Below are 20,307 nucleotides of genomic sequence, written 5' to 3' on the forward strand. Positions count from 1 at the left end.
CTCGCAGGAGCACTTTACCCATGGCCTCGACGATTTTGGAGATGCAGGACATCACCAAGACGTTTCCCGGCGTCAAGGCGCTGTCGAACGTCAACCTTCGGGTCGAGGAAGGCGAGATCCACGCCGTGGTCGGCGAGAACGGCGCCGGCAAATCGACGCTCATGAAGGTGCTGTCGGGCGTCTATCCCTCCGGCACCTATGACGGCCAGATCATCTTTCAGGGCCAGGAATGCCAGTTCAAAGGCATTCATGACAGCGAACGCAAGGGCATCGTCATCATCCACCAGGAGCTTGCGCTGGTGCCGATGCTGTCGATCGCCGAAAACATCTTCCTCGGCAACGAACACGCCCGATACGGCGTCATCGACTGGAATGCCAACGAGGCGCGCACCAGCGCCCTGCTGAAGAAGGTGGGCCTCAAGGAGGACCCCAAGACGCTGATCACCAATATCGGTGTCGGCAAGCAGCAGCTGGTCGAGATCGCCAAGGCGCTGAGCAAGGAGGTCAAGCTCCTGATCCTCGACGAGCCGACGGCGTCGCTCAGCGAAAAGGACAGCCAGGCGCTGCTCGACCTTCTGCTCGAATTCAAGCGGCAAGGCATGACCTCGATCCTGATCTCGCACAAGCTCAACGAGGTGAACCGGGTCGCCGACAAGGTGACCGTCATCCGCGACGGACGAACCATCGAGACGCTGTCCAGGAAGGACATCTCGGAAGACCGCATCATCACCTCGATGGTCGGCCGTTCGCTCGACGACCGCTATCCGCCGCGCGAGCCCGATATCGGCGAGGTCGTGTTCGAGGTGAAGAACTGGTCGGTCTATCACCCGCTCCATGCCGAGCGGCAGGTGATCAAGGGCATCGACATCAATGTGCGCAAGGGCGAGGTGGTCGGCATTGCCGGGCTGATGGGCGCCGGGCGAACCGAATTCGCCATGAGCCTGTTCGGCCGCTCCTATGGGCGCCGCATCACCGGCGAGGTGCTGCTCAAGGGCAAGCCGATCGACGTCTCCTCTGTGAGCAGGGCGGTCGAACACGGCATTGCCTATGTGACCGAGGATCGCAAGACCTACGGCCTCAATCTCATCGACCATATCAAGCACAACATTACGCTGGCCAATCTCGGCGGCGTGTCGCGCCACAGCGTGATCGACGATTTGCGCGAGCTTGCCGTCGCCAACGACTATCGCAAGCAGACCAACATCCGCGCCTCCAGCGTCTATCAGATGACCGGCAATCTTTCCGGCGGCAACCAGCAGAAGGTGGTGCTGTCGAAATGGCTGTTCGCCGACCCGGAAGTACTGATCCTGGACGAGCCGACGCGCGGCATCGATGTCGGCGCCAAATATGAAATCTATACGATCATCGCGCGCCTTGCGGCCGAAGGTAAGGCGATCGTGGTCATCTCGTCGGAAATGCCAGAACTGCTCGGCATCACCGACCGCATCTATGTCATGAACGAAGGCCGCATCGTCGGCGAAATGCCCGCGGCGGACGCAAGCCAAGAAAGAATAATGCGAGCCATGGTTCGGGGAGAAGGAAAAGCAGCATGAGCACGGAAAGCGCCCCCGCCCCGCAAAGCAACGTCGCCGAAGATGTAGGGCAGCGTCCACGCATCGCCGTATCGGCGCTGGCGACGAACCTGCGCGAATACGGCCTGATCCTGGCGCTGATCGCCATCATGGTGTTCTTCCAGTTCACCACCTCGGGAACGCTGTTCAAGCCGGTGAACCTGAGCAATCTGGTGCAGCAGAACTCCTTCATCATCGTGATGGCGCTCGGCATGCTGCTGGTCATCGTATCGGGTCATATCGACCTCAGCGTGGGGTCCGTGGCCGGCTTCATCGGCGCGCTGGCGGCGATGATGATGGTGATCTGGCCTCTCGGCATATTCAGCAACCCGCTGGTGGTCTCCATCGTCTGCCTGATCGTGGGCGGCCTCATCGGCGCGGCGCAAGGCTACTGGATCGCCTATCACCGAATACCGAGCTTCATCGTGACGCTGGCCGGCATGCTGATCTTCCGCGGCATATGCCAGGCGCTGCTCGGCGGCGGATCTTCGGTCGGACCGCTGCCGCCCGAGTTCAAGGCGCTCAGCTCCGGCTTCATTCCAGATGTCATCGGACCGCTGACGCTGATCCCGCCAACGGTGAATGCAGCCGGCAAGACGATTATGGGCAGCGGTCTGACGCTGCACATGACGACGATCGTGCTGGGCCTGATCGCCGTGCTGGCCTATGCCTATTTCGGGCTACGGACGCGACGCAAACGCGAACGCCACGGCTATGAGGCCGAGCCCTTTACCCTGTTCGTCATCAAGACGCTGGTCGGCAGCGCGCTGGCGCTGTTCCTGGTCTACCAGTTCGCCAGCTATCGGGGCCTGCCGGTGGTGCTGCTCGTCATGGGCCTGCTGATCTCGCTGTTCGTCTTCGTCACCAAGCGCATGACGATCGGCCGCCGCATCTATGCGATGGGCGGCAACGCCAAGGCCGCGCAGCTGTCGGGCATCAAGACCGAGCGGCTGACGCTTTACGTGTTCGTCAATATGGGCGTGCTGTCGGCGCTTGGCGGCCTGATCATCGCGGCGCGCCTTGGCCAGGCCGTGCCGGCGGCAGGCCTCGGCAGCGAGCTCGACGTCATCGCCGCGGTGTTCATCGGCGGCGCCTCGGCGATGGGCGGCGTCGGTCAGGTCATCGGCGCGGTGGTCGGCGGCTTCATCATGGGCGTGATGAACAACGGCATGTCGATCATGGGCGTCAATGTCGACTGGCAGCAAGTGGTCAAGGGCCTGGTGCTGCTCGGCGCCGTGATCTTCGACGTCTACAACAAGAACAAGGCCTGAACAGGTTTCAGGCGAGGCAAGCAGGAGGCATACGGTCGCGGCGCTGCCGGCAATTCGCCGGCTTGAAGAAGTCCTTCAGGGACCGGGCTCGCGAGCGCAATCCGGACGACGAGTTCAACCCGTGGCACGGCCAGTCCGAGCCGCGCAGGTCAGGGTTTGCCAGAAGGCAGCCATGCCAAGATATGAGAGAGGACTGATCATGCTGATCTCGCAGATTCTCGACGACGCCGAGACCATCCGTGTCGTTGCACGCACGGGCGGCAAGACCCGGATCATCAACGGCGCACGCAGCGTCTATTCGCTGGCGATGGAAGCCGCTCGTACCGGCGTCGGCCTTGCCGCGTTGATCGAACGCAAGGGGCTCGGCGAGACCGTCGATCTCGACGCCGCCTACAAGAAGGGGCGGCTGCTGTCGCCGATCAATCATCCCGATCCGGCGCATCTGCATCTGACCGGCACGGGGCTAACGCATCTCGGCTCGGCGGCGACGCGCGATTCCATGCACAAGAAGCTCAGCACCGATGGCGAGGAGCAGCTCACCGATTCCATGAAGATGTTCCGCATGGGGCTGGAAGGCGGCAAACCCGCGAAAGGCCAGATCGGGGTGCAGCCGGAATGGTTCTACAAGGGCAATGGCACGATGGCCGTGGCGCCGGGTGCCGCGCTCCTGTCGCCGGCCTTCGCCAAGGATGCCGGCGAGGAGCCCGAGGTTGCCGGCATCTATGTCATCGGCGACGACGGCGCGCCGTTCCGGGTCGGCTTCACGCTGTCCAACGAATTTTCCGACCATGTGACCGAACGCGTGAACTACCTCTTTCTCGCCCATTCCAAGCTGCGCAACGCTTCCTTCGGACCGGAGATCCTGGTCGGCGACCTGCCCGCCGACATCAGGGGCTCCTCACGCATCTGGCGCGACAGCAAGTTGATGTGGGAAAAGCCGTTCCTGTCGGGCGAAGCGAACATGTCGCACACCATCGCCAATCTCGAACACCACCATTTCAAATATTCGGCTTTCCGCCAGCCGGGCGACGTGCATGTGCACATGTTCGGCACCGCGACCCTGTCCTTCGCCGACGGCATCAAGACCGAGGCCGGCGACGTGTTCGAGATCGAGGCCGGCGATTTCGGCCTGCCGCTGCGCAATCCGCTCGAAATCGAACAGCCGGTGAAGGTGGCGGTGAAGGCGCTCTGAGGGTGGCCATCATTTCCTTCTCCCCTGTGGGATCCGAAGGACGGGGCGAGACCCGTGGCTCGCCCCAGGGCAGTGGATCAGCGCGCAGCGCCGAGACGGTTGAGGGGTGCTGGCCGGAGTGAGGCGTTGGCGTTCCCTGGAACACCCCTCATCCGACCTCGCTTCGCGAGGCCACCTTCTCCCACAAGGGGAGAAGGTAAGAAGCGTCTCAGATCTCAATAAATATCGAAATCGAAATACTTGTCCTGGATCTTCTTGTAGGTGCCGTCGGCGACGATGGCGTCAATGGCTGCGTTGAGCTTGTCGCGCAGCGCCGTATCCTCGAGGCGCACGGCAATGCCGGCTTCGGTCTCGGTGCCCTTGACGTCGCCGACCATCTTGCAGCAACCGTCGCTCGCCTTCTTCATCCAGTCCATCAGCACGAACTTGTCGGAAAGGACGGCATCGAGGCGGCCGTTCTGGAGATCGGTGATTGCCTCTTCCTGGGTCGGATAGAGCTTCGCTTCGGCGCCGGCCTTGCCATAGACGTCCTGGGCGTAGTTGGCCTGCGTGGTCGCCGCCTGGGCGCCGACCGTCTTGCCGGCGAGTGCCGCCGGTTCGGTCGAGGCGATGTCGCTGTCCTTCAGGGCGACGAGCGACAGCGGCGTCGTATAGTATTTGTGGGTGAACGCGACCTGCTTCTTGCGCTCCTCGGTGATGCTCATCGAAGCGATGATGGCGTCGAATTTCTTGGCCTGCAGCGCCGGGATGATGCCGTCCCAGTCCTGGGTGACGATCTCGCATTCGACCTTCATCTGCGCGCACAAGGCGTTGGCGATGTCGATGTCGAAGCCCTCGACCTTGCCGTCGGGCGTGATGGTGTTGAACGGCGGATAGGCTCCCTCGGTGCCGATCTTGATTTTCTCCGCCGCATGCGCCGACAGGGCGCCGGCACCAAGCGTCAGCATGGCGGCGGCCGCCGCCGATATGATCCATTTCGAAATCTGCATTTTCATTCCCCTTGAGCGCCGCCACGTCGGCGGCCGGCGAGGCAGCCAAGCATGGCGAGCCGGCGCAGGCAAGTATCTTGCCTGACGGTGATGAGCGTTCAGGGCGCGGCGCGAAAGTGCTTGGACAGCTTCAGGCCCTGCGCCTGGTAGTTCGAGCCGAGCTCGGTGCCGTAAAGCGCCTGCGGCCGCTTCAGCATATGCTCGTAGACCAGCCGGCCGACGATCTGGCCATGATCGAGGATGAACGGCACCTCATGGCTGCGCACTTCGAGCACGGCGCGGCTGCCGGTGCCGCCGGCCGCCGAATGGCCGAAACCCGGATCGAAGAAGCCGGCATAGTGGACACGGAACTCGCCCACCAGCGGATCGAAGGGCGTCATTTCGGCCGCGTAGAGCGGCGGCACATGCACCGCTTCCTGGCTGACGAGGATGTAGAACTCGTCCGGATCGAGCACCAGCTCGCCGGCGCCGCTCTTGTGGATCGGCTCCCAGAAGTCGACGATCTCCTGCGCCGCGCGTTTGTCGACATCGACCAGGCCGGTATGGTGCTTGCCGCGATAGCCGACCAGCCCGTCACTGTCGCCGTTGAGATCGATCGACAATGCGATGCCGCCGCCGGAGATGTTTGGCGGTTCGGTGGCGACCAGCATTTCGGCCCGGTGCAATTGATGCAACTCTGCTTCCGAGAGCAGCGCATTGCCGGTGCGGAAGCGTATCTGCGAAAGGCGCGAGCCGGCGCGCACGACGATCGGGAAGGTCCGTGGGCTGACTTCGAGATAGAGCGGACCATGATAGCCGGCGGCGATCTTGTCGAACTCGTGGCCGCGATCGGTCATCACGCGGGTGAAGATATCGAGCCGCCCGGTCGAGCTCTTGGGATTGGCGGACGCCGAAATTTCCGCCGGCAGCGCCAGGCTTTCGAGCAGGGGCACGATGTAGACGCAGCCGGTTTCCAGAACAGCGCCGTCGGCCAGGCTGATCTCGTGCAGCTTCAACCGGTCGAGTTTTTCACTGACCTTATGGTTGGGACCCGGCAGGAAGGACGCGCGCACCCGCCACGCCTTGTCGCCGAGCCTCAGATCAAGGCTGGCCGGCTGGATCTGGTCGGCGTCGAGCGCACGCGACGACTTCAGCGCGCCGGACTGGAACAGCGCCGCAATGTCCTGATCGGGAAGAATTCCTGTCTGCCGCAAAGTCTGGCTCCGCTCTGCTGGTACAAGTCTCTTAATGAAGCCGGCAATTGACGCAAGCGTGTCGCGGGTCTAAAGGGTCGTTATCCCGTGGTGATTTGGCCGGTCGGCTTGCAGCCACGTTAAACAAGTCGCTAAAGGACCGTCGGGCCGCAAGGCCGCATGGACCGGTTGCGACTTTTTCGCGGCCGGTTTTTTTGTGTTTGGATAGGACGATGACGAGCAAGACGCGCAACTGGAAGCCTCAGACCGCACTCGTGCATGGCGGGACCCTGCGTTCCGGCTTCGGTGAAACTTCCGAGGCGATGTACCTGACCCAGGGCTATGTCTATGAGACGGCCCAAGCCGCCGAAGCCCGCTTCAAGGGCGAGGAACCGGGCTTCATCTATTCGCGCTACGCCAATCCGACCGTCGACATGTTCGAGAAGCGCATGTGCGCGCTCGAAGGCGCCGAGGACGCGCGCGCCACCGCGTCCGGCATGGCGGCGGTGACGGCAGCACTCCTGTGCAGCGTCAAGGCCGGCGATCATATCGTTGCGGCGCGCGCCCTGTTCGGCTCCTGCCGCTGGGTGGTCGAGACGCTGGCGCCGCGTTACGGCATCGAGGCGACGCTGGTCGACGGCACCGACATCGCCAATTGGGAAAAGGCGGTTCGGCCCAACACCAAGCTGTTTTTCCTGGAAAGCCCGACCAACCCGACGCTTGAGGTGGTGGACATCGCCGCCGTCGCTTCGCTTGCCAATTCGATCGGCGCGCGGCTGGTTGTGGACAATGTCTTCGCCACGCCGCTGCAGCAGAAGCCGTTGCAGCTCGGCGCGCATATCGTGGTCTATTCGGCGACCAAGCACATCGATGGCCAGGGCCGATGTCTCGGCGGCGTCATTCTGTCGGACAAGAAGTGGATCGACGAGAACCTGCACGATTATTTCCGCCATACCGGCCCCAGCCTGTCGCCGTTCAATGCCTGGACGCTGCTGAAGGGCCTGGAAACGCTGCCGCTGCGCGTGCGCCAGCAGACGGAGAGCGCCGGCAAGATCGCCGATTTCCTGGCCGAGCAGCCGGAGATCGCCCGCGTGATCTATCCCGGGCGCGCCGACCATCCGCAGGCTGACGTCGTGAAGAAGCAGATGTCGGGCGGCTCCACCCTGATCTGCTTTGACGTCAAGGGCGGCAAGCAGGGTGCCTTCGCCTTGCAGAACGCGCTCGACATCGTCCTGATCTCGAACAATCTCGGTGACGCCAAAAGCCTGATCACCCATCCGGCGACGACGACGCACAAGAACCTCAGCGACGAAGCGCGCGCCGAGCTCGGCATCGGACCCGGCACGCTCAGGCTGTCGGTCGGGTTGGAAGATACCGACGATTTGCTGGACGACATCGCGCAGGCGTTGAAGGCCCGATGAGGACTGGTGGCAGACCGAGGATTACAGGCCTGCCGCTTTGCGCAATGCTTCGTTCATGCGCGTCTGCCAGCCATCACCACCGGCCCTGAAACGGTCGACAACATCGGCGTCGAGGCGCAACTGTACCGCACGTTTGGGTCGCGCAAGCGGCGGTCGGCCAACTTTGCGGCGCGAAGCGGCATCGGTCGGCTGCGCATCCGGATCGGCCTCGGCGGCGGCAGTGATCGCAGCATCTTCCTCGTCGGTCCTCGCGCCAAGCGCCTTTCTGGCGAGCCCCAAAGCATCAGCGCGCGACTGCTTTGGGGGAGTAGCCTCGCGGCGCACGATCGTCTTAGAGGTTTTCGACATAGTCCGTAATCTCCTGTCTCGTTGCCTTGCGTGGCGAAATTACGCGGATCGCATGGCTTCGCTCGACATAGACCATCACATAAACGCCAGCCTCGATCAGACCGATGGCAACAAGACGATCCTCGCCAAAATCCTCGCTGTCATCGAGCCGGATAACGGCATTGGCGAAATCGAAGGACGGAGCGATCGCGAAATCCACGCCATGCTTGGCCCTGTTTGTCTTTGCCTTGTTTTCATCCCACTCGAACAGCATCGCCGTGGGGGCGCTCCATAGGTTATGTATACACAAAAATAGAGCCTAGTTCAACAATTTTTGTATATACGATAACCTTCCTCGACATCAAGCTGAACCGCCGACATCAAGCGCGGGAGGGCGTCTCTTCGAGCTCGGCCGCCTTGGTGCCGATGGTCATGGCGTTGCCGCGCCAGTCGACGGCCCCGCCCAGCCAACCGCGCATCCAGATCGCCGGCAACATCAGGTCGCGTGCGATCATCGCGGTGACGATGCGCGGCGACAGATACCAGCCCTTTGCCGAGGCGAGCATGCATTCCGGCAGGTAGGCGAGCGCCAGCACGCAAAGCGCTGTCATGGGCAGGCTGACGCCGGCGCTGGCGGCGGCGATCAGCGCCAGCACGAGCGGAGCCGCCACGCCGGTCAGGATCTCGGGCGCGAAGAAGAGCGGAAAGGTGACGCGGCGCAGGCGCGCCCAGCGGGCCTGGCGCGACCAGATATCGCCCGGCATGCGCTGCCCGAGCGGCTGCTCGAAGGGCGAAGCGACGAGATTGACGCGCAGGCCGAGCCTGTTGACCAGTTTGGTCGACGCGGCATCCTCCGCGATCTCGGCGGCGAGCGCACGGATGCCGCCATTGGCGTCGAGCATCTGCTTGTTCCACAACATGCTCTTGCCCTGGGCAAAGCCGAGGCCAAGCGCCTCGCCGGCATATTGCCAGCGCGCCTGCAGCGTGTTGAGGAAAGCGCATTCGACTTCTGCCCAGAAGCCGTCGGGCCGCGAACCGATCGGCGTCGAGCAAACCAGGCCGGTGTCCCGCCGCCATGCCGCCATCAGGTGCTGGACGTAGTCTTTCGGCATCAGCACGTTGGAATCGGCGAGAATGACCCAGTCGTGGCGCGCTGCCTCCCAGCCCTTGACGCAGTTGTTCAGTTTCGGGTTGGCGCTGACGCGGTCGTCGCCGGTGAGCAGGCGGGCCGGCACGGCTGGAAAGCGGGCAATCGCGGCGCGGATCGGCTTGACCGCGGGGTCGTCGGCATGGGCGACACAGAAGATCAGTTCGTAGCGCGGCCAGTCGAGCGAGAAAGCGCGCTCAAGCGTCTCATGGGTAAACAGCTCGACGCCGCGCGCCGGGATGACGATCGAGACAGGCAGCGGCTTGCCGGCCGGCGGCGCGATGGCGGCGCGCCGTTTCAGGCGCGAGCAGGCGAGCAGGATGCTGGCGAGATTTGAGGCGATGAGAGCGATCGAAAGCGAGCCGGTTATGAGAGCGAGTTCCATCGATATCCGGTCACTCCAGAAAACCCGGCCCGCTTGGCGGCCGTTTTCGACAGTTCGACAGAGCGCCCGAGTCGCCCGGCATTGCTGGTGCACACCATCATTGTCATGTGTCACTCAAATGACATTGTTTGTCGGCACCTGCCCTTCAGGGACAGCAACTCGGACGCGCACGGTTGATCGAACCGCAAAGAGCGCCGAATGTTCCACACCGGATTTGTTTTGGAGCCGCTCATGTACCGCGCCGTCACGCGCAACATCGAAGTGCAGGTCAGGCCGTTCTATCTCGAGGACCGCTCGGATCCTTCGGAAAACCGCTATGTCTGGGGCTACCAGATAACGATCGACAACCAGTCCGACGAATTCGTGCAGCTGTTGTCGCGCTATTGGCACATAACCGACGGCGCCGGCCGGGTCGAGGAAGTGCGAGGCGCCGGCGTGGTCGGCGATCAGCCCGAACTCAATCCCGGCGACAGCTATCAATACACGTCGGGCTGTCCGCTCTCGACGCCGTCGGGGATCATGGTCGGTCACTACACCATGCGCAACGAGCGGGGCGAGACATTCGACATCGCCATCCCCGCCTTCTCACTCGACCTGCCGGGGACAAGGCGGACGGTGAACTAGGCCAGGCGAAATCGGCGACAGCGTTGTTCTCCCCGTCACTATACGGCGAGAAATGTCCGGCAGGAATGAGGGGCAGCGCCGCCCCTCATCCGCTCTCGGGCCCCTTCTCCCCGTAGAACGGGGAGAAACAAGAAACCCTACTGAGTCGTAAATTCCGCCGGGTCGAAGTCATATTGCGTCGAACAGAACTCGCAAGCGACGTGGATGCCGCCGTCCTCGGTGCTGTCCTTGATCTCCTGCGCGGAGAAGCCCTCGAGGATGCCGCGGATCTTGTCGCGGGAGCATGAGCACTGATCGGCGACGGGAACGCCGCCGAAGACCCGCACGCCATGCTCGTGGAACAGACGATAGAGCAGCCGCTCGGCGCCGATGGTCGGATCGATCAGTTCGGTCGGCTCGATAGTGCCGAGCAGCGCCAGCAATTCCTGCCAGGAATTGTCTGTGGGATCGTGGATCTCCTCGCGCGGATCGCCATCCCCGCCGGGCAGGTCAGGAACGCGCATGCGCTCGGAGGCCTGCGGCAGGAACTGCGCCAGGATGCCGCCCGCCCGCCACTGCTCGCGCGCGCCGCCGGGGCCGGGCGTCAAAAGCTTGGCGACGGAAAGCCGGAGATCGGTCGGGATCTGCTCCGACTGGCGGAAATAGGTGCGCGCGGCCTCTTCCAGGGTCTCGCCGTCGAGCTGGACGATGCCTTGGTAGCGCTGCGTGTGAGCACCTTGGTCGATGGTCAGCGCCAGCACACCATTGCCGAGCAGCGTTTGCTGCGAGGTCTCGCCGGCCGCAATCAGCGCCTCCAGCCGGTCGGCATCGAAGCGCGCATAGGCGCGCAGCGCCGAGGGCGTGGAAAAATCCGCGACCAGCATGTCGACAGGGCCGTCGGTGCGGGTCTGCAGGATGAACTTGCCCTCGAACTTGAGCGAGGTGCCTAGCAGCACCGTCAGCACACAGGCTTCCGCCAGCAACCGGGCGACCGGCTCGGGATAATCATGGCGGCCAAGGATCGCGTCGAGCATCGGTCCAAGCTGCACGGTGCGGCCGCGCACATCGAGCGGGCCGACCTCGAAGGGCACGACGTGATCATCGCCGGCGTAACCGAATTCGCCGAGTTTGGGGTGATGTTCAGCCACTTGATGGGTTTCCAGCATGACAAAGCTCCAGGGCGCGGCCATGCCGCCCTTTGGGGAGCATGCGTCTAAACGCGCTTGATTTGTGTGATGCCGCGCAGATAGGCATCGCGCCTCCGGAGATCAAGTTCCCCGGCACGTCAAGCGCCAAGACACTTCAAGTCCACTTCAGGCCCCAAGACACCAGGCAAGCACGGCCTTTTGGGCGTGGAGCCGGTTCTCGGCCTCGTCGAAGACCACCGAATGCGGACCGTCGATGACCTCGTCCGTCACTTCCTCGCCGCGATGCGCCGGCAGACAATGCATGAACAGCGCGTCGGGCTTTGCCTTGGCCATCAGCTTGGCGTTGACCTGGTAGGGCGAAAACACGTTGTGGCCGCGGGCGCGGTGCTCCTGGCCCATCGACACCCAGCAGTCGGTGACGATGCAGTCGGCCTGGTCGACGGCTTCCTCTGGCGAGCGGGTAAAGGAGAGCTTGCCGCCATGCGCCTTTGACCAGTCGACATGCTTCTGCGCCGGCTCGCTGCCTTCGGGCACCGCGACGTTGAGGTTGAAGCGGAACCGCGCCGAGGCTTCCAGCAGCGAATGCAGCACGTTGTTGCCGTCGCCGGTCCAGGCGATGGTCTTGCCGGCGACCGGACCGCGATGCTCCTCGAAGGTCATGATGTCGGCCATCAGCTGGCAAGGATGGGTATCGTCGGTGAGCCCGTTGATCACCGGGATGGTCGCATTCTCGGTCAGCTCCAGCAGCCGCTCATGCGAGGTGGTGCGGATCATGATGGCATCGACATAGCGCGACAGAACCTTGGCGGTGTCGGCGATGGTCTCGGAGCGGCCGAGCTGCATCTCGGTGCCGGTCAGCATGATGGTCTCGCCGCCAAGCTGACGCATGCCGACATCGAAGGAGACGCGCGTGCGCGTCGACGGCTTGTCGAAGATCATCGCCAGCACCTTGCCTTCGAGCGGTTTCGAGCGCTCGCCCGCCTTGAGGCGCGCCTTGCGCTCCACTGCGTCGGTCAGCATGGAGCGCAGGTCGCCTTCGGAAACGGCGGAGAGGTCGGTGAAATGACGAAGTGACATCAGGAGCTTTCGAATTTACTTCGCGGCTTCAGCGGCGATTGCCTCGGTCAGGGCCTTGGCGCCGGCGCGAATGCGCTCCAGCGCTTCATGGATCTCGCTGTCCGTGACGGTGAGCGGCGGCAGCAGGCGAATGACGTTGTCGCCGGCCGGAACCGCGAGCAGATGCTGGTCGCGCAGCGCCATGTTCACCTTGCCGTTGGGCATGGCGCATTTGAGGCCCAGCATCAGCCCCGTGCCCCTGATATCCTCAATGACCTCGGGGAATTCGTCGGCCACCCCTGCCAGCCCTTGCTTCAACAACAGCGCCTTGCGCTGCACATCCGCCAGGAAGCCCTCCTCCAGCACCACGTCGAGCACGGCATTGCCGACCGCCATGGCCAGCGGGTTGCCGCCGAACGTAGTGCCGTGGACGCCCGCGGTCATGCCGACAGCCGCCTCGTCGGTGGCAAGGCAGGCGCCCATCGGGAAGCCACCGCCAATGCCTTTGGCGATGGCCATGATGTCTGGAGCGACCCCCGACCATTCATGCGCGAACAGCTTGCCGGTGCGGCCGATGCCGCACTGGACCTCATCGTAGATCAACAGCAGGCCGTGCTGGTCGCAGAGCTGCCGCAGCCGCTTCAGCGATTGTGTCGGCACCGGGCGGATACCGCCCTCGCCCTGCACCGGTTCGATCAGGATCGCCGCGGTCTCCGGCGTGATCGCTTTTTCGGCGGCGTCGATATCGTCGAAGCCGACCTGGTCGAAACCCTCGACCTTGGGGCCGAAGCCTTCGAGATATTTGTACTGGCCGCCGGCCGCGATGGTCGCCAGCGTGCGGCCATGGAAGGCGCCCTCGAAAGTGATGACGCGGAAACGCTCGGGATGGCCCTTGACGAAATGGTAGCGCCGCGCCGTCTTGATCGCGCATTCCAGCGCCTCGGCGCCCGAATTGGTGAAGAACACCTTGTCGGCGAAGGTGGCGTCGGCCAGCCGCTCGCCGAGCCGGCTCTGCCCCGGGATCTCGTAGAGATTGGAGACGTGCCAGAGCTTGGCAGCCTGTTCAGTGAGCGCCGCGACCAGATGCGGATGGCCGTGGCCCAGCGAATTGACGGCTATGCCGCCGGCAAAGTCGAGATATCGCTCGCCCTTGTCGGTGACCAGCCAAGTGCCTTCCCCATGGTCGAAAGCCAGGGGTGCGCGAGCAAAGGTCTCGAAAAGCGCCGAACCGCTCATTATATGCGTCTCCGGAACCGGAAAATCAAAAAAGCCGCCAAAGCGGCGGCCTTTGCGGCTTATCGGGTTTTTCAGCCATGAAGTCAACGAAAACGTCGCGTAGTGGCGCGCGGCAAGCCTCCCGACGGGACGCCGGCTCATAAGTGAGCTGGCAAGTTGGGGAAAACCGAAAAAACCGATTCGTGTTGCACTTCGGACTCTTGTCACCGAGTCAGCGCATAAGGTAGTTGTAGTCGGGAAATAACTAGATTTCGTGCGGCGGACCTAATCACCAGATATATGTGGTGTCTGCCCCAGCAGTGGTGCTGGGCCGGGAATGGATTCCGATTGCCGTACGCTTAGCAGGAGCGCGGTCATGAATTGGACTGACGAGCGGGTCGAACTCTTGAGAAAACTGTGGTCGGAGGGTCTGAGCGCAAGCCAGATTGCTGCCCAGCTTGGAGGGGTCAGCCGCAATGCCGTCATCGGCAAGGTGCACCGGCTGAAATTGTCGGGCCGCGGGCGCGCCACGGCAGCGCCGGCACGCCAGAAGAAGACGGCGCAAGGGTCGGGCGCGCAGAAATCGGTGTCGCGCCCCGCGAGTGCGACCCGCCACGTCACGACATCGATCGGAGCAACGGCGCTGCAAGCGCAGTTCGATGCCGAGCCGGTGGCCCGCCACTATATCCGGCCGGTCGAGAATGTGGTGGTGCCGATCTCGCGGCATCTCCAGCTCACCGAACTCACCGAGCGCACCTGCAAATGGCCGAACGGCGATCCGCTGTCGGAGGACTTCAATTTCTGCGGCAACGAAGCCGCCGAAACCGGACCCTATTGTAAATACCATGCCCGCGTGGCGTTCCAGCCGGCAGCGGAGCGGCGGCGGAATAGATAAGGGACTAAGGCAGTAGGGCAGTAGGGCAGTATGTTTTGAATTTGCGCTCCCGAGCGTTTAGCCTACTGCCTACTGCCTACTGCCTACTGCCCTACTCTCACAGCCATCCATTCTTGCGAAACCGCCAGTAGAGGAAGCTGCAGATCAGCGCGATCGCCAGCAGCACCATCGGGTAGCCGTATTCCATCTTCAGTTCCGGCATGTCGCTGAAATTCATGCCGTATATGCCCGCGAAGGCTGTCGGCACGGCCAGGATTGCCGCCCATGAGGCGAGCTTTTTGGAGATCGCCGTTTCCTGGCTCTGGCCCACCAGCAGGCTCGCCTCGAAAGCAAAGGCCAGCACTTCGCGCAAGCTGTCGATCTTTTCCTGGACGGTGCGGATATGGTCGGTCACGTCGCGAAACAGCGGGTGCATGGCTGAATGGATCTGCGGCAGGTCGGCGCTGGTCAGCCGGCGGCAGACCTCCACCAGCGGCAGTGCGGCATTGCGCAGCCGCAACAGATCGCGACGCAGCATATAAAGGCGTTCGATATCGGGGCCGGTCATCGGCTTCAGCAGGACCCGGTCCTCGATCGCCTCGACCTCATCCTCGATCTGCTCGAGCACCGGCATGTAGTTGTCGACGATGAAATCGAGAATGGCATAGAGGACGAAATCCTCGCCCTTGGCCAGTGAATGCGGGCAGCTTTCCCAGTGCTGGCGCACCACAGCATAGGATGTCGAAGGGCCGTGCCTGACGCTGACGATGTAGCCGCTGCCCACGAACAGATGCGTCTCGCCGAAGGTGACGCGGCCCTCGATCAGCTGCGCGGTGCGGGCGACGATGAACAGCGCATCACCATATTGCTCGATCTTCGGCCGCTGGTGCGGATGCTCGGCATCCTCGATTGCGAGCTCATGCAGATGAAATTGCGCCTGCACGCGCAGCAGAAGCTCGCGGTCGGGTTCAAGCAGCCCGATCCACACGACGTGTCCCGCTTTCCTGGCCCATGTGCCGGCTTCCTCGATCGGGATGTCGGCGATGCGGCGCCCGGCTGTGTAGACGCTGGAGGCGATGACGGCCGATGTCGGCGGCGCGGGCTTGAAGTCCCGGACATATTCCATCGCAGCCTCCCGAAGCACTGCCTTTGCTGGGAACCAGCAGGCTTGCCTCAGGGATAGTCTAGCGCAATACGACCAAGCGTTCGAGAAAAAGTGCGTTCACTTGACCGGCTGCGTTGCGGAAAGGCCGATCTTGTCCGTCTTGTCGCCCTTCGGCCGCTCGCTCGGCATCTGGTCGCCGGTGACGATATAGTAGATCGTCTCGGCAATGTTGGTGGCATGGTCACCGATGCGTTCGATGTTCTTGGCGCAGAACAGCAGATGCGTGCAAGGCGTGATGTTGCGCGGATCTTCCATCATGTAGGTCAGCAATTCGCGAAACAGCGACGTGTACATGGCGTCGATCTGGTCGTCGCGGTCACGTACGAAGCCGATCCTTTCGACCGAGCGCGAGGCGTAGACGTCGAGCACTTCCTTGAGTTGGGTCAACGCTAGGTCGGCCAGGGCTTCGAGGCCGCGGAACAGGCTGGTCGGCTGGCGCCCGTCGGCAACCGCCACCACACGCTTGGCGACATTCTTGCCGAGATCGCCGACCCGCTCGAGATCGGCCGAGATGCGGATCGCGCCGACGATCTCGCGCAAGTCCGTCGCCATCGGCTGGCGCCGGGCGATGATGATGATTGCCCTGTCGTCGATTTCGCGCTGGCCTTCGTCGAGGACGGCGTCGTCGCGGATCACCTTCTGGGCAAGGCCGGGATCGGCATTGACCAGGGCGGAGATCGCCTGTTCGACCATGCGTTCGGCATGTCCGCCCATGGCGGCGATGCGCTTCGACAGATCTTTCAGCTCCTCGTCATAGGCGCTGACTATGTGCACGGACTGCATGACCGGATGCCTTCCCACGGATGATCTGATTTTGAGTCGTTTCCTCGAATCCCCGCTGATACGCTAACCGGATGACAGAAAAAAGAAATGGCAGCTTGGAAACTAGGGCGGCTCAGGCCGCCGGCAAATGAACCGAGAAGGCGGCGCCCTTGCCGACTTCGGACTTGATCGAGAGCCTGGCGTTGTGGCGCGTCAGGATATGCTTGACGATCGACAGGCCAAGGCCTGTACCCTTCTGGGTTCGACTGCTCTCGACGTCGACGCGATAGAAGCGCTCCGTGATGCGCGGAATGTGCTCCTCGGGAATGCCGGGGCCAAAATCCCTGATCGTCACGTCGATGCCCGCTTCGCCCTCGGCGTCGCCGCGCGCGATCGACACCACCACGCGGCCGCCCGACTGCCCATATTTGCAGGCGTTTTCCAGAAGGTTCTCGAAGACCTGGAACAGTTCGTCGCGGTCGCCCGGCACGTCGAGAGGGCCGTCGGCGAAATCCCGCTCGATGACGACGCCGTTTTCCCGCGCCAGCGGGGCCAGCGAATCGATGACGCTGTCGACGGTCTGGCGCAGGTCGACCTCGGTCCCCGGCCGCAGATAGGGCTTCATCTCCAGCCGCGACAGCGACAAAAGGTCATCGATCAGGCGTGCCATGCGGCCGGTCTGGTTCTGCATGATCTGCAGGAACTGCTCGCGCGCCGCCGGGTCATTGCGGGCCGGTCCGCGCAGCGTTTCGATGAAACCCGATATCGAGGCGAGCGGCGTGCGCAATTCGTGGCTGGCATTGGCGATGAAATCTGCGCGCATGCGGTCGATGCGGCGCGCTTCGCTCTGGTCCTTGAACACCATCACGTAGAGATCAGTGCCGTGACCGACGGAGGAGGCACTGACCCGGTAAGTCCGCTCGACCGGCAGCCTCTCGGTGTAATCGATGACATCCGACGCGACCTCGCCCGACAGCACGCCGTCCAGAAGAGCCTGCATTTCCGGCGCCCGGAATTTCAGCGACAACGATACGCCAGGCGCGATGCCGCCGAAGGCGGCGAAGGCGGCGGCGTTGGCATGAACGATGGCCGCGGCATGGTCGAAGATGATCAAGGGGTCGGCGACGGCCGCCGCCAGATATTCGCCGGACAGGCGTTGCAGGCCGATGGCCTCGATCGCCGCGCCGCTTTCGCCGGGCTGGCGCGTGGCTCCAGCCGGTATCATCGCCGCCACCAGCAGCAAAGCCAGCGCCGGCAGCAGCACATAGGCGGAAATGCCCGCAAAGGCATAAACCGCCATGACCGCGACAAGACCGGCGACCAGCAACCATCGGCTGTTCCACAGCCGCGCGGCAAGCGCCTGCGTCACGCCCTTCTCATCTGCGCCCTGGTCCGCCATTCGCGCCTGCGCCCCGCTCCCGGTCCGGCAATTTCGCTGGACCGGCCTGGCGCATGACGCCGAAAAATCAGAATCGATTTTCGGAAAGGATCATGCGCAAAATCCAAAAGTGCAGCGCCCTTTGCGTCTGAAGCGGCGCGCGGCACTGCAATGGCTCAATAGCACGAGTCCGTAAGCTGGAAAGGTTCGTCTCGATGAAAAAAGCCAAGGAAAACACCGCCGCGCCGACCCCGGGGCCGCTGAAGCTCAGGATCAACGGCAAGGAGCGGGAGTTCGACATCGAGAATCCAGCACTGCCGGACTGGATCGAGGAGCGCAAGCTGACCGCGGGCGGCTATCCCTACGACAAGAAGATGAAAAGCGACGAATATGACGAGACGCTCGAGGCATTGCAGATCGAGCTGGTCAAGGCGCAGGCGTGGCTGCAGTCGACAGGCAGGCGGATGATGGCGCTGTTCGAGGGCCGCGACGCGGCCGGCAAGGGCGGCACGATTTTCGTCCTGCGCCAGTACCTCAATCCGCGCACGGCACGCAACGTGGCGCTGACCAAGCCGACGCCGACCGAGCTGGGGCAATGGTACTACCAGCGTTATGCGGACCACTTCCCGACCGCGGGCGAATTCGTCACGTTCGACCGTTCCTGGTACAACCGCGCCGGCGTCGAACCGGTGATGGGCTTCTGCACGCCAGAACAGCACGAGAAGTTTCTCGACGAGACACCGCACTTCGAAAGGATGATCGTCAATGACGGCATCCACTTCTTCAAATTCTGGCTGAACATCGGCCGGGAAACGCAGCTCGAGCGATTTCACGATCGCCGCCACAGTCCGCTGAAGAGCTGGAAGTTTTCGCCGATCGACATTGCCGGCATTACCAAGTGGGACGATTACACCAGGGCGCGCGATACCATGTTCGAGCGCACCCACAAGGAATTCGCTCCGTGGATCATCGTGCGTGCCAACGACAAGCGCCGCGCGCGGCTGGCGGTGATGCGGCGCATCCTCCTGTCGCTGCCTTATGACGGCCGCGACCTCGACATCATCGGCAAGGAAGACAAGAAAATCATCGGCGAAGGGCCGTCATTCCTGGCAAAACAGGACTGACGGTGCCTGCGCCACGCGGCACTGGACCGCGTGGCGCAACGCCTTCGGCGCGACGCTCAGGCCGCCAACCGGGCAATCCGCTGCAGCCGCCGCAGCGTGGTGTCGTCCTGCAGCGCCTGCTGGAACAGCGAGATCTCCTGATCGATGCGTTCGCAAAGTTCCGCGGGGTTCCCCTTGAGCAGGCCCCGCGTCTGCAGCAACGCGGCGACCGGCTTCCTGGCGAGCTGCCTTGCCCGGCCGAGGGTTGCCTCCTCGACGCTGCCTTCGGAGACAATCTCGGCGACCAGCCCGAGCGCCCTGGCGTCGTCGGCGCGCAGCGTGTCGCCGAGGCAGAAAAAGCGGAAGGCGCCGGCGTAGCCGAGCTTCTGCGGCGCCAGGATGCTGGTCGCGGCATCCGGCACCAGGCCGAAATCGACGAACGGCACCCGGAACGTGCTTTCGGCGGACGCGATCACCATGTCGCAATGGAACAGGATGGTGCAGCCGACGCCGACCGCATCGCCGTCGACACAGGCCAGTATGGGTTTGGGGAACGTCGCCAGCGTGCGGAACATGTCGGTGACGGCGGCGATCAGCTTCTGGTGCTTGGTAGCGTCGAGGAATTCGGAAAAATCGCCGCCGAGGCAGAAGCAGCCCGCCAGGCCGCGCAGCACGACGACACGAACGTCGTCATTGTCGGCGGCTTCGTGGAACGTCCTTGCCAGGCTTTCATAGGCCCTTCTGTCGAGCACCGGCCGGCCGTCGGTCGACGATACGGTGACGATCAGCGTGTGGTTGCGCAGTTCGGGTTGCGGGTGCGCGTTCATGGCCGTTTCCGATCTCATGACGCCCGCCTTTGCCCGAACATATCGGGATATCCCCTGGCCAGAACGGGAGCGTGGTGATTGCGGCGCGAACGCACCACATCCAGCGTGTGCTCATTGAAGGTGAGCAGCGTCGCGACGACCTGCTGGTTGCCATAGGTGCGCTGATAGCCCAGCGGCGTGGCCAGGAAATGCAGCTGCAGCGCGCGCAGCACCCACATCGGCTCGAACTCGATGATCACCTTGTCGACGCCGCGCTTCAGCCCCCACTCGACGAAGCCGGCAATGAGTTCGGTACCGACGGTCGAAACACCCCGGCGGCCGTCGCGAAAGCCGGGGGCGACCGCATAGCGGGTCAGTTCCCAGATGTTCGGACCCGAGGGCGGCGTTCCCACGGAAAGATCGGCCAGCACCTCGGTCAAGAGATGTGGCCGCGTGGTCGGCAACATCCTCTGATAGCCCGCGACCTCGTTGCCTCTGATGACGATCTGATGCACCGCTTCGTCATGATCGAACTGGTCGATCTCGAAGCCATCGGGGCGCCGCAGGTCCTCCCACCCCATTTCCTCGACAAAAATCCTGTAGCGCAGCCGATGCACGGCCTCCCACAGATCGGGATGTTCCATCAGTTCTTTTGTTGTAAGGGAAAAAATCATTTTGCCGTCTCCTGTTCAAGAGGAAGATACGGCCGTGCCCTCGCAAGA

At 63.2% G+C, this 20,307-nt stretch carries 20 protein-coding genes and 1 riboswitch; of the genes, 7 read left to right on the forward strand and 13 right to left on the reverse strand.

Annotated features, from left to right (window positions below; translation table 11 throughout):
* The first annotated feature begins 20 nt into the window (after positions 1-20).
* The 3 genes from mmsA to araD1 all read left to right on the forward strand — a co-directional run bounded on the left by mmsA (position 21) and on the right by araD1 (position 4,034).
* Positions 21-1,553, forward strand: coding sequence for a multiple monosaccharide ABC transporter ATP-binding protein (gene mmsA, locus FJ946_RS13630; RefSeq protein ID WP_140564806.1), 1,533 nt, complete (start codon positions 21-23; stop codon positions 1,551-1,553).
* Positions 1,550-2,842, forward strand: a complete 1,293-nt coding sequence (gene mmsB, locus FJ946_RS13635; protein WP_140496616.1) for a multiple monosaccharide ABC transporter permease — start codon at positions 1,550-1,552, stop codon at positions 2,840-2,842. The genes mmsA and mmsB overlap by 4 nt, the downstream gene beginning before the upstream one ends.
* A gap of 199 nt (positions 2,843-3,041) precedes the next feature.
* Positions 3,042-4,034, forward strand: coding sequence for an AraD1 family protein (araD1, locus tag FJ946_RS13640; RefSeq protein WP_140496620.1), 993 nt, complete (start codon positions 3,042-3,044; stop codon positions 4,032-4,034).
* Between the two features lie 215 nt (positions 4,035-4,249).
* On the opposite strand, the gene FJ946_RS13645 is transcribed toward araD1, so the two are convergent.
* Entirely contained in the window at positions 4,250-5,023 is a 774-nt protein-coding gene (locus FJ946_RS13645) for an ABC transporter substrate-binding protein (protein WP_140523972.1), read from the reverse strand.
* 98 nt (positions 5,024-5,121) lie between these two features.
* Entirely contained in the window at positions 5,122-6,216 is a 1,095-nt protein-coding gene (locus tag FJ946_RS13650; RefSeq protein WP_140496624.1) for a 2'-deoxycytidine 5'-triphosphate deaminase, read from the reverse strand.
* A gap of 77 nt (positions 6,217-6,293) precedes the next feature.
* A riboswitch (SAM riboswitch) is annotated at positions 6,294-6,371 on the forward strand.
* A gap of 57 nt (positions 6,372-6,428) precedes the next feature.
* Between FJ946_RS13650 and FJ946_RS13655 the strand changes: the two genes are divergently transcribed.
* The gene (locus FJ946_RS13655; RefSeq protein WP_140560866.1) at positions 6,429-7,616 is read left to right on the forward strand and encodes an O-succinylhomoserine sulfhydrylase; all 1,188 of its coding nucleotides are present in this window, start codon (positions 6,429-6,431) and stop codon (positions 7,614-7,616) included.
* 21 nt (positions 7,617-7,637) lie between these two features.
* Here the strand turns inward: FJ946_RS13655 and FJ946_RS13660 are convergent, their stop codons facing one another.
* From FJ946_RS13660 to FJ946_RS13670, 3 genes are all read right to left on the reverse strand, one after another.
* Positions 7,638-7,964 (reverse strand): BrnA antitoxin family protein, encoded by a 327-nt coding sequence (locus FJ946_RS13660; RefSeq protein ID WP_140496628.1) that lies wholly within the window; start codon positions 7,962-7,964, stop codon positions 7,638-7,640.
* Entirely contained in the window at positions 7,948-8,217 is a 270-nt protein-coding gene (locus FJ946_RS13665) for a BrnT family toxin (RefSeq protein WP_140564808.1), read from the reverse strand. Before FJ946_RS13665 ends, FJ946_RS13660 begins: the two co-directional genes overlap by 17 nt.
* Positions 8,218-8,323: 106 nt before the next feature.
* Positions 8,324-9,475, reverse strand: coding sequence for a ceramide glucosyltransferase (locus FJ946_RS13670; RefSeq protein ID WP_140564810.1), 1,152 nt, complete (start codon positions 9,473-9,475; stop codon positions 8,324-8,326).
* Positions 9,476-9,706: 231 nt separating this feature from the next.
* Between FJ946_RS13670 and apaG the strand changes: the two genes are divergently transcribed.
* Positions 9,707-10,099 (forward strand): Co2+/Mg2+ efflux protein ApaG, encoded by a 393-nt coding sequence (gene apaG / locus FJ946_RS13675; protein WP_140496634.1) that lies wholly within the window; start codon positions 9,707-9,709, stop codon positions 10,097-10,099.
* Positions 10,100-10,236: 137 nt separating this feature from the next.
* On the opposite strand, the gene FJ946_RS13680 is transcribed toward apaG, so the two are convergent.
* From FJ946_RS13680 to FJ946_RS13690, 3 genes are all read right to left on the reverse strand, one after another.
* On the reverse strand, positions 10,237-11,268 hold the full coding sequence (locus FJ946_RS13680; RefSeq protein WP_140513251.1) for an Hsp33 family molecular chaperone: 1,032 nt from the start codon (positions 11,266-11,268) through the stop codon (positions 10,237-10,239).
* Positions 11,269-11,391: 123 nt separating this feature from the next.
* Positions 11,392-12,303, reverse strand: a complete 912-nt coding sequence (gene argF, locus FJ946_RS13685) for an ornithine carbamoyltransferase (RefSeq protein ID WP_140496638.1) — start codon at positions 12,301-12,303, stop codon at positions 11,392-11,394.
* Between the two features lie 15 nt (positions 12,304-12,318).
* Positions 12,319-13,518, reverse strand: coding sequence for an aspartate aminotransferase family protein (locus FJ946_RS13690; RefSeq protein ID WP_140496640.1), 1,200 nt, complete (start codon positions 13,516-13,518; stop codon positions 12,319-12,321).
* Between the two features lie 355 nt (positions 13,519-13,873).
* Here FJ946_RS13690 and FJ946_RS13695 point away from each other — a divergent pair, with 355 nt between their 5' ends.
* Positions 13,874-14,392, forward strand: a complete 519-nt coding sequence (locus FJ946_RS13695) for a GcrA family cell cycle regulator (protein WP_140496642.1) — start codon at positions 13,874-13,876, stop codon at positions 14,390-14,392.
* A gap of 97 nt (positions 14,393-14,489) precedes the next feature.
* On the opposite strand, the gene FJ946_RS13700 is transcribed toward FJ946_RS13695, so the two are convergent.
* The 3 genes from FJ946_RS13700 to FJ946_RS13710 form a co-directional block, all read right to left on the reverse strand.
* Complete coding sequence (locus FJ946_RS13700) at positions 14,490-15,497, reverse strand: magnesium and cobalt transport protein CorA (RefSeq protein WP_140496643.1); 1,008 nt, start codon at positions 15,495-15,497, stop codon at positions 14,490-14,492.
* Positions 15,498-15,593: 96 nt separating this feature from the next.
* A complete protein-coding gene (gene phoU / locus FJ946_RS13705; protein WP_140513249.1) occupies positions 15,594-16,319 on the reverse strand; it encodes a phosphate signaling complex protein PhoU in 726 nt (241 codons plus the stop codon).
* Between the two features lie 112 nt (positions 16,320-16,431).
* Positions 16,432-17,697, reverse strand: coding sequence for an ATP-binding protein (locus FJ946_RS13710; protein WP_140564812.1), 1,266 nt, complete (start codon positions 17,695-17,697; stop codon positions 16,432-16,434).
* Positions 17,698-17,891: 194 nt separating this feature from the next.
* Here FJ946_RS13710 and ppk2 point away from each other — a divergent pair, with 194 nt between their 5' ends.
* Positions 17,892-18,800: a polyphosphate kinase 2 gene (ppk2, locus tag FJ946_RS13715; RefSeq protein ID WP_140496649.1), complete on the forward strand. Its 909-nt coding sequence runs from the start codon at positions 17,892-17,894 to the stop codon at positions 18,798-18,800.
* Between the two features lie 56 nt (positions 18,801-18,856).
* Here the strand turns inward: ppk2 and FJ946_RS13720 are convergent, their stop codons facing one another.
* Together FJ946_RS13720 and FJ946_RS13725 are read right to left on the reverse strand one after the other, a co-directional pair.
* Positions 18,857-19,624 carry an enoyl-CoA hydratase-related protein gene (locus tag FJ946_RS13720; RefSeq protein WP_224518985.1) on the reverse strand — a complete coding sequence of 256 codons (768 nt, stop codon included), beginning with the start codon at positions 19,622-19,624 and terminating at the stop codon, positions 18,857-18,859.
* Positions 19,621-20,259: an acyl-homoserine-lactone synthase gene (locus tag FJ946_RS13725; protein WP_140496654.1), complete on the reverse strand. Its 639-nt coding sequence runs from the start codon at positions 20,257-20,259 to the stop codon at positions 19,621-19,623. The genes FJ946_RS13720 and FJ946_RS13725 overlap by 4 nt, the downstream gene beginning before the upstream one ends.
* Positions 20,260-20,307: the final 48 nt, after the last annotated feature.

Source organism: Mesorhizobium sp. B2-4-7 (assembly GCF_006442685.1).
In the GTDB taxonomy this organism is placed as follows: domain Bacteria; phylum Pseudomonadota; class Alphaproteobacteria; order Rhizobiales; family Rhizobiaceae; genus Mesorhizobium.

Excerpts from the sequence above, each read along its gene's own strand:
- mmsA (WP_140564806.1), top strand. The coding sequence starts at position 21 with ATGGCCTCGACGATTTTGGAGATGCAGGACATCACCAAGACGTTTCCC.
- mmsB (WP_140496616.1), top strand. The coding sequence starts at position 1,550 with ATGAGCACGGAAAGCGCCCCCGCCCCGCAAAGCAACGTCGCCGAAGAT.
- araD1 (WP_140496620.1), top strand. The coding sequence starts at position 3,042 with ATGCTGATCTCGCAGATTCTCGACGACGCCGAGACCATCCGTGTCGTT.
- FJ946_RS13645 (WP_140523972.1), bottom strand. The coding sequence starts at position 5,023 with ATGCAGATTTCGAAATGGATCATATCGGCGGCGGCCGCCGCCATGCTG.
- FJ946_RS13655 (WP_140560866.1), top strand. The coding sequence starts at position 6,429 with ATGACGAGCAAGACGCGCAACTGGAAGCCTCAGACCGCACTCGTGCAT.
- FJ946_RS13660 (WP_140496628.1), bottom strand. The coding sequence starts at position 7,964 with ATGTCGAAAACCTCTAAGACGATCGTGCGCCGCGAGGCTACTCCCCCA.
- FJ946_RS13665 (WP_140564808.1), bottom strand. The coding sequence starts at position 8,217 with ATGCTGTTCGAGTGGGATGAAAACAAGGCAAAGACAAACAGGGCCAAG.
- FJ946_RS13670 (WP_140564810.1), bottom strand. The coding sequence starts at position 9,475 with ATGGAACTCGCTCTCATAACCGGCTCGCTTTCGATCGCTCTCATCGCC.
- apaG (WP_140496634.1), top strand. The coding sequence starts at position 9,707 with ATGTACCGCGCCGTCACGCGCAACATCGAAGTGCAGGTCAGGCCGTTC.
- FJ946_RS13680 (WP_140513251.1), bottom strand. The coding sequence starts at position 11,268 with ATGGCCGCGCCCTGGAGCTTTGTCATGCTGGAAACCCATCAAGTGGCT.
- argF (WP_140496638.1), bottom strand. The coding sequence starts at position 12,303 with ATGTCACTTCGTCATTTCACCGACCTCTCCGCCGTTTCCGAAGGCGAC.
- FJ946_RS13690 (WP_140496640.1), bottom strand. The coding sequence starts at position 13,518 with ATGAGCGGTTCGGCGCTTTTCGAGACCTTTGCTCGCGCACCCCTGGCT.
- FJ946_RS13695 (WP_140496642.1), top strand. The coding sequence starts at position 13,874 with ATGAATTGGACTGACGAGCGGGTCGAACTCTTGAGAAAACTGTGGTCG.
- FJ946_RS13700 (WP_140496643.1), bottom strand. The coding sequence starts at position 15,497 with ATGGAATATGTCCGGGACTTCAAGCCCGCGCCGCCGACATCGGCCGTC.
- phoU (WP_140513249.1), bottom strand. The coding sequence starts at position 16,319 with ATGCAGTCCGTGCACATAGTCAGCGCCTATGACGAGGAGCTGAAAGAT.
- FJ946_RS13710 (WP_140564812.1), bottom strand. The coding sequence starts at position 17,697 with ATGGCGGACCAGGGCGCAGATGAGAAGGGCGTGACGCAGGCGCTTGCC.
- ppk2 (WP_140496649.1), top strand. The coding sequence starts at position 17,892 with ATGAAAAAAGCCAAGGAAAACACCGCCGCGCCGACCCCGGGGCCGCTG.
- FJ946_RS13720 (WP_224518985.1), bottom strand. The coding sequence starts at position 19,624 with ATGAGATCGGAAACGGCCATGAACGCGCACCCGCAACCCGAACTGCGC.
- FJ946_RS13725 (WP_140496654.1), bottom strand. The coding sequence starts at position 20,259 with ATGATTTTTTCCCTTACAACAAAAGAACTGATGGAACATCCCGATCTG.